Here is a 7,190-nt window from a genome sequence, read left to right as displayed (position 1 = left end):
GGAGGTGGCGTCACCGACGACACGATCGTCGTCGGGCAAGGCGGGCGGTGCGAAGTGGGTGTTGGCGGCAGCAGTCATCTCGGCATCGGCTCGTAGCAGCGGATGCGGGATGGTGGCGAGGGCCGGCCGTTAAGACACCGTCATTCGTACAACTTGTGAAAGGCGCGGCAACAGGTCGTTGCGGCGTGATTTATTCACGCGCCGAACTTGTCAGGGTCGGATAGGCGCGGGAAACGATCTGGAAACAATCGCCTGCGCGTTGGCAGGCGGGGTGCCTGGGGTCACACCTTGCGTGAGGGCAAGCGCGGGCACTCCACGGCGCAGGGGGCATCGCGTCCGCGAACCCCCAGCACCATTCCGGCCCCACTCCCGCTCGCTGCCCAAGGGCCTGGGGAGTACGAGTGGCAGGTCTTGCCACGAGTGGGCCAGGTCTTGCTCAGACCAGCGTGACGCCGGTCTTGCTCTGCACAAACTCGCGGGTGACTTCGGGAGCGAGTTCGACGAGCTTCAGTCCTTGCGGGGTCACGTCCATCACCGCCAGGTCCGTGATGATGCGGTTGACGACGCCCACACCCGTCAGCGGCAAGGTGCAGGCCGGGATGATCTTCAGGTCCTCGGTCCCATCCTTCTTGCGGGCGACGTGCTCCATCAGCACGATCACGCGCGGCACGCCGGCGACCAGGTCCATCGCGCCGCCCATCCCCTTCACCATCTTGCCGGGGATCATCCAGTTGGCGAGGTCGCCTCTTTCGCTGACCTGCATCGCGCCGAGGATGCTGAGGTTGATCTTGCCGCCGCGGATCATCGCGAAGCTGTCATGGCTGCCGAAGATCGACGAACCGGGAATCGTCGTCACCGTCTGCTTGCCGGCGTTGATCAGGTCCGCGTCGACCTCGTCGTCCGTCGGGAACGGGCCGATGCCGAGCATCCCGTTCTCGCTCTGCAGCCACACTTCCTTGTCGGCCGGGACGAAGTTCGCCACCAGCGTCGGAATGCCGATGCCGAGATTCACATAGAAGCCGTCTTCCAGCTCCTGCGCGGCGCGTGCCGCCATCTGGTCTTGGGTCCAGGGCATGTCTCTCTCCTCAGGCAGCGGGGCGGATGGTGCGCTTCTCGATGCGCTTCTCGGGATTGGGGTTGTGCACGATGCGGTGCACGTAGATCCCCGGCAGATGGATGCTGTCGGGATCGAGCTCGCCGACCTCGACGACCTGCTCCACCTCCACCACCGTGACCTTGCCCGCCATCGCGCAGGCCGGATTGAAGTTGCGCGCGGTGCGCCGGAAGATCAGGTTGCCGCTCTTGTCGGCGATGTGCGCCTTGACCAGCGCGACGTCGGGGTTGAGCGCGCGCTCCATCACGTACTGGTGGCCGTCGAACTCGCGGATCTCCTTGCCCTCGGCCACCAGCGTGCCGACGCCGGTGCGGGTGAAGAAGGCCGGGATGCCGGCGCCGCCGGCACGCAGCTTCTCGGCCAGGGTGCCCTGCGGCGTGAATTCGAGTTCGAGTTCGTTCGCCAGGTACTGGCGCTCGAACTCCTTGTTCTCGCCGACGTAGCTGGAGATCATCTTCCTGATCTGCCGCGTCTCGAGCAGCTGGCCCAGGCCGAAGCCGTCCACGCCCGCGTTGTTGCTGATGACGGTCAGACCCTTGGCGCCGCTGTCCCGCAGCGCCGCGATCAGCGCCTCCGGGATGCCGCACAGGCCGAAGCCGCCGACCGCCAGCAACTGGCCGTCCGCCACGATGCCGTCCAGCGCCGCCTGGGCGCTGGGGAAAAGCTTGTTCATCCGATGTCTCCTGCTTGCCGTTGAATCACGGGTTTCCCAACACTGGTCGAGCGCTGGTCGGCCAATCTACTACGTAAGGCATTACGTAAGCGGTACGTAGAATTGATTAAGCCACCGACGCCCGAAGGAAGCCCGATGACCCAGCCCCCGGACGCCCAGTCCCTGGACGCGATGTCCCTGGACGAACTGCGCGCGCAGATCCCGAAGATCTTCGCGCCCTGGATCGTCGCACTCGGCCTGGATCCCGTCCACGCGGAAGACGGTCTGCTGCGATTGACGATGCCGGTCGCAGCCGACCTGGTCCATGTCGGCGGCGTGATGTGCGGACAGGCGTCGATGGCTGCGGCCGACACGGCGATGGTGCTGCTGATGATGCGCGAGCTGGGCGAGTTCCGCCCGATGACGACCGTCCAGCTGCAATCGACCTTCCTGCGGCCGGTCTCGGGGACGAGCTGCACAATCGAGGCGCGCCTGCTGCGGCGCGGCAGGAACCTGGCGTTCGGGCAGATCGACCTGTTCGACGAGCAGGGCCGGCTCGCGGTGCAGTCGACGACGACCTACGCGTTGCTGTGATCCGCCCATGAGCCTCGACTACCGCATCGCCTTCGACCAGGCGCCGATCGGGCTGGTGATTTCCGAGCACCGCCTGATCAAGGACTGCAACCGGCTGGTGCTGGAGATCTTCGGCGCGGAGCGCGAGCAGCTGATCGGCCACAGCTTCGCGCTGCTGTATCCGAGCCCGGTGGAGTTCGAGCGCACCGGCGAGCGCATCGTCGCGAGCCTCGATGCCGCCGGCTATTACGCCGACGAGCGCGTGATGAAACGCGTCGGCGGCGCGCGTGCGGGCGAGCTGTTCTGGTGCCACGTGTCCGGCCGCGCGCTGGACCCGTCGCAACCGCATGCGAGCGGCATCTGGAGCTTCGAGGACCTGTCCGCGACGCGCCAGCTCAAGGCCGACCTGACGCCGCGCGAGCGCGAGATCGCGGCGCTGCTGATCGAGGGCCTCACCAGCAAGCTGATCGGCCGCAAGCTCGGCGTCAGTCCGCGCACGGTCGATGTGTACCGCGCACGGCTGATGAAGAAGTACGGCGCGGCGAGCACGCCGGACCTTGTCCACCGTCTGCTCGTGTCATGAGTTTCATTGCGTGACGTATTCCCGAGCGAAGCCTCACGGCGTCGGGAAAGCCCCCGTGGCGCGCTGCGATTTCGTTGTTGCAAGCGCTCACAGGATCGTCAGAAGCGCCGATGAACACTGAGAACGCGCAAGACGTGACCCCGGATAGGCGATTTCATCGATGATTTGCGGGGCAACCCGGGGATGCGCACGTGATTTCTCACGCACAATACGCGCCGTCCGGCGTTAGTCGGGCCCTAACCGCAGAGTCAAACGAATGAACAAGACCGAACTGATCGAACACCTGGCTTCCAAGCACGAACTGACCAAGGCCGAAGCTGGCCGCATCCTGGAAACGCTGCTGGACGCGGTGGTGTCCACGGTGAAGAAGGGTGGCGCTGTTTCCATCCCTGGCTTTGGTGCCTTCAAGCAACACGCCCGTGCCGCCCGCACCGGCGTGAACCCCAGCACCGGCGACAAGATCAAGATCGCCGCCGCCAAGCTGCCGAAGTTCACCCCGGGCGCCGGCTTCAAGGCCGCCGTGGACCCGAAGGCTGCCGCTCGCAAGGCTGCCGCCAAGCCGGCCAAGGCCCCCAAGGCCGCCGCTGCCAAGCCCGCCAAGAAGGCCGCCAAGAAGTAATCCACTTCTGGCGCACGCCGATCTCCTGGGTCGTTCCGGCGATCCCGGCGGTCCCGAACAAACCCGGCTTCTGCCGGGTTTGTTTTTTTGCTCCTACAGTTCCACTATGTCCGCCCCCGCGCCCACCGCTGCGCCCGCCCCTGCGCCCACCCTGCGTGTGCTCTCGCTCATCCCCCCGATGACGCAGCTCAACACGCCCTACCCGTCCACGGCCTACCTGACGGGTTTCCTGCGCTCGCGCGGATTCCAGGCGGCGCAGCGCGACCTGGCGCTGGGCCTGGTGCTGAAGCTGTTCTCGCGCGACGGGCTGAAGCGCGTGCGCGAGGCCGTGCACGCCATTCCGCTGCCGGACCGGGGCATCGCCTCGCGCCATTTCGACGAGTCCTTCGACCGCTACTTCGCCACGATCGCACCGGCGATCGCGTTCCTGCAGGGGCGCGATCCGACGCTGGCGCACCGCATCAACACGCGGACCTTCCTGCCCGAAGGCACGCGCTTCCAGACGCTGGAGGTCTACGTCGCCGAGGACGGCGAGGATCCGCTGGCCTGGGCCTTCGGCGCGCTCGGACTGCAGGACCGCGCGCGGCACCTGGCGACGCTCTACCTGAACGACCTGGCCGACGTGCTGCGCGAATCGGTCGATCCGCGTTTCGAGTTCGTCCGCTACGCCGAGCAGCTGGCGACCAGCCAGCCGACCTTCGACCCGCTGCATGACGCGCTGAGCGCGCCGCCCAACCTCGTCGACGACCTGCTGCGCGAGCTGACGCTCGCCGCGATCGACGCGGAGCGGCCGGACGTGGTGCTGCTGTCGGCGCCCTTCCCCGGCGCGGTCTACGCGGCGCTGCGGATCGGCCAGACGATCAAGCGCGAGCGGCCGCACATCAGGATCCTGTTCGGCGGCGGCTTCGTCAACACCGAGCTGCGCGAGCTGACCGAGCCGCGCCTCTTCGACTACGTGGACTTCGTGTCGCTGGACGCGGGCGAGCGACCGCTGCTGGCGCTGCTCGACCACATCGCGGGCAAGCGCAGCCGGCAGCGGCTGGTGCGGTGCTTCATCCGCGAGGACGACGGTGAGCTCGCGGGCCAGGTCCGCTACATCAACTTCGTCGAACCCGACGTGCCTTTCGAGGACGTCGGCACGCCGACCTGGGACGGCCTGCCGCTGCACGACTACCTGTCGCTGCTGGACATGCTGAACCCGATGAACCGGCTGTGGAGCGACGGCCGCTGGAACAAGCTGACCATCGCGCACGGCTGCTACTGGAAGAAGTGCAGCTTCTGCGACATCACGCTGGACTACATCTCGCGCTACGAGGCGGCATCGGCGAAGACGCTGGTCGACCGCATCGAGGCGATCGTGGCGGAGACGGGCCAGACCGGCTTCCACTTCGTCGACGAGGCTGCGCCGCCCAAGGTGCTGAAGGCACTGGCGCAGGAGCTCATCGATCGCGGCGTCTCCATCAGCTGGTGGGGCAACGTGCGCTTCGAGAAGACCTTCACCCCGGAGCTCTGCCAGTTGCTGGCCGACAGCGGCTGCATCGCGATCAGCGGCGGCTTGGAGGTCGCATCGGATCGCCTGTTGAAGCTGATGCAGAAAGGCGTGTCGGTGGAGCAGGTGGCGCGCGTGACGCGCGCGTTCACCGAGTCCGGCATCCTGGTGCACGCCTACCTGATGTACGGCTTCCCGACGCAGACGGTGCAGGACACGGTCGACGCGCTGGAGTACGTGCGGCAGCTGTTCGAGAACGGCTGCATCCAGAGCGGCTTCTTCCACCGCTTCGCCTGCACGGTGCACTCGCCGGTGGGACAGGATCCGAAGGCCTTCGGCGTCGAGCTGCTGCCGCTGCCGCCGTCGCCGTTCGCGAAGAATGACGTCGGGTTCGTGGACCCGACCGGCACGGACCACGATGCCATGGGCGATGCGCTCAAGAAGGCCCTCTACAACTTCATGCACGGCATCGGGGTCGAACAGGACGTGCGACGCTGGTTCAGCGTGCGGGTGCCGAAGCCGAAGGTGTCCAAGCAGTTCATCGCGGAAGCGCTGGACGCTTGAGGCCGCTTTCATCCGGGAGGATGAGCGCGGGCTCTCCACGGTGCATGGGGCCTCCCTCCGGGAACCCCAAGCACCATTCCGGCCCCACCATCGCCCGTTGACCCCGGGCCTTGGGAATGCGTTTGACTCAGCGCATGCCAGCCGGCGCAATCATCGTCGCCGCCGGCACCGCATTCGTCGTCGGGCCCGGCGCGCCAGGATCAGGCAAACGCATCGGCCGGATATCCAGCCGCACATCGAGCAGCGTCACGTCCTGCCCGTCACCGTCGGCATCGATCCATCCCTGCGTATCCGCACCGCGATAGAGCCTGAAGACAAAGCCCGTGCGGTCGCGATCGCCCTTGGCATCGGGCCGGATCCGCGCCGCCATCGCCCGCACCTCGGCGGCGGGCGAGCTCAGCAGTTCCGTCATCGCCTGAACAATGCGGTTGTCCCCGAGGATGTCCGGCTGGAAGCTGTCCACCGGCCCGCGCGAAGGGCTGGTCCCACCCTGCGTCAAGGCGCGGATCGGCACCGGCGCGCCAGCGGCCGTCTTCCTCGCCGCCGGCATCGTGACGCCCGAACGCAGATCATGGCGATCGCCGTTGTCGAGATAGCTGATCCGCGCGCCGCGCACATTGAACATGCCCAGCGACGGATCGCTGCGCGCATCGCGCAGGTCGACGAACAAGGCGCCGCGCCCGCCAATGACGTCGATGCGATCGCCGTGCACGACGGCAGCGCTGTTCTCCTCGACGCCGAGGCCGAAGCGATAGCCCTTGGCCATCATCAGCGGCAGCATGCGGCCGATGCGTCCGCGCTTGAGGAAGTGCTGGTCGACGAACAGCTCATCGCCGACGAAACCCAGGCCGCGATCGATCTCCTGGCCCTCGCGCAGCGTGCCGCGCATGACCTCCATGACGTTGAGCGCGTCGCGGAACATCACGCGGCTCATGATGGCCGCGCCCGCGCTGGTCCCCGCAACGACGCCGCCACGACGGTAGACATCCCAGATGGCATCGAGCATCGCGGTGCGCCGCCCGTCGGGCTGCAGCGTGTCGACGATGAACCCCTGTGCGCCGCCGGAGAAGAACACCGCGTTGGACGCGCGCACCTTCGCGATCAGCTCCGGATCGTTGAGGTTCTTCTGCAGGTCGGCGCCTTCGAGTCGCGGCGCGACGGGGATGTGCTCGGCCTGCGCGCCGTGCTTCTTCAGCACGTCGATGATGAGCTTGGCGGACAGTTCAGGATTGGCCGCGGCCGTGGCCAGCACGGCGAAGTGCGCCTTGCCGGGCCCGCCCGCTTCCTGGACGATGCGCGTCCAGACAGGATCGTTGTCCATGCGCAGGGCGCCACCGATGACGATGGCGGTCTGGGCCGAGGCGGCGCCGGAACCGAGCAGCGCCGCCAAGGCGAGCAGCGCGCGGATCCGGATCGAGATCAGGCGGAAGGCGTCCATGCCGCCTATCTTGCATATCGCGTGCCAGAAGGGAAGCAGGGTCTGCCTTCAACCTGGGGATGCGAATGGGGAATCCGGCGCGCCCTCCCCTGAACGCGCGCCTGCCGATCGGGGCGGACAGCGCACGGTAGGTGCCTGATGGCGCGGCACTGCCGAAC

At 67.2% G+C, this 7,190-nt stretch carries 7 protein-coding genes; 4 read left to right on the top strand and 3 right to left on the bottom strand.

Annotated elements, in window-relative coordinates:
- Positions 1–436: 436 nt before the first annotated feature.
- Both VF536_RS26680 and VF536_RS26675 read right to left on the bottom strand, forming a co-directional pair.
- Positions 437–1,075, bottom strand: a complete 639-nt coding sequence (locus tag VF536_RS26680) for a 3-oxoacid CoA-transferase subunit B (RefSeq protein ID WP_331617972.1) — start codon at positions 1,073–1,075, stop codon at positions 437–439.
- Positions 1,076–1,085: 10 nt separating this feature from the next.
- A complete protein-coding gene (locus VF536_RS26675; protein WP_331617971.1) occupies positions 1,086–1,787 on the bottom strand; it encodes a CoA transferase subunit A in 702 nt (233 codons plus the stop codon).
- Positions 1,788–1,922: 135 nt separating this feature from the next.
- Here VF536_RS26675 and VF536_RS26670 point away from each other — a divergent pair, with 135 nt between their 5' ends.
- The 4 genes from VF536_RS26670 (at position 1,923) to VF536_RS26655 (ending at position 5,594) form a co-directional block, all read left to right on the top strand.
- Positions 1,923–2,360 (top strand): PaaI family thioesterase, encoded by a 438-nt coding sequence (locus tag VF536_RS26670; RefSeq protein ID WP_331617970.1) that lies wholly within the window; start codon positions 1,923–1,925, stop codon positions 2,358–2,360.
- Between the two features lie 7 nt (positions 2,361–2,367).
- Complete coding sequence (locus VF536_RS26665) at positions 2,368–2,922, top strand: PAS and helix-turn-helix domain-containing protein (protein ID WP_088405274.1); 555 nt, start codon at positions 2,368–2,370, stop codon at positions 2,920–2,922.
- Positions 2,923–3,178: 256 nt separating this feature from the next.
- Positions 3,179–3,541 carry an HU family DNA-binding protein gene (locus tag VF536_RS26660; protein ID WP_067269564.1) on the top strand — a complete coding sequence of 121 codons (363 nt, stop codon included), beginning with the start codon at positions 3,179–3,181 and terminating at the stop codon, positions 3,539–3,541.
- A gap of 178 nt (positions 3,542–3,719) precedes the next feature.
- Positions 3,720–5,594, top strand: coding sequence for a B12-binding domain-containing radical SAM protein (locus VF536_RS26655; protein ID WP_331617969.1), 1,875 nt, complete (start codon positions 3,720–3,722; stop codon positions 5,592–5,594).
- Between the two features lie 127 nt (positions 5,595–5,721).
- Here VF536_RS26655 and VF536_RS26650 read toward each other — a convergent pair whose 3' ends face one another.
- On the bottom strand, positions 5,722–7,032 hold the full coding sequence (locus VF536_RS26650; protein WP_331617968.1) for a cyanophycinase: 1,311 nt from the start codon (positions 7,030–7,032) through the stop codon (positions 5,722–5,724).
- Positions 7,033–7,190 lie beyond the last annotated feature (158 nt).

It is taken from the genome of Roseateles sp., from assembly GCF_036486225.1.
GTDB lineage: Bacteria > Pseudomonadota > Gammaproteobacteria > Burkholderiales > Burkholderiaceae_C > Roseateles.
Note: the sequence above shows the minus strand (reverse complement) of the source record. Positions and strands in the feature narration are given on the sequence as shown.

What these genes read in the sequence shown, in the direction of transcription:
- VF536_RS26655 (WP_331617969.1), top strand. Translation starts at nt 3,720, where the DNA reads ATGACGCAGCTCAACACGCCCTACCCGTCCACGGCCTACCTGACGGGT.
- VF536_RS26660 (WP_067269564.1), top strand. Translation starts at nt 3,179, where the DNA reads ATGAACAAGACCGAACTGATCGAACACCTGGCTTCCAAGCACGAACTG.
- VF536_RS26650 (WP_331617968.1), bottom strand. Translation starts at nt 7,032, where the DNA reads ATGGACGCCTTCCGCCTGATCTCGATCCGGATCCGCGCGCTGCTCGCC.
- VF536_RS26670 (WP_331617970.1), top strand. Translation starts at nt 1,923, where the DNA reads ATGACCCAGCCCCCGGACGCCCAGTCCCTGGACGCGATGTCCCTGGAC.
- VF536_RS26675 (WP_331617971.1), bottom strand. Translation starts at nt 1,787, where the DNA reads ATGAACAAGCTTTTCCCCAGCGCCCAGGCGGCGCTGGACGGCATCGTG.
- VF536_RS26680 (WP_331617972.1), bottom strand. Translation starts at nt 1,075, where the DNA reads ATGCCCTGGACCCAAGACCAGATGGCGGCACGCGCCGCGCAGGAGCTG.
- VF536_RS26665 (WP_088405274.1), top strand. Translation starts at nt 2,368, where the DNA reads ATGAGCCTCGACTACCGCATCGCCTTCGACCAGGCGCCGATCGGGCTG.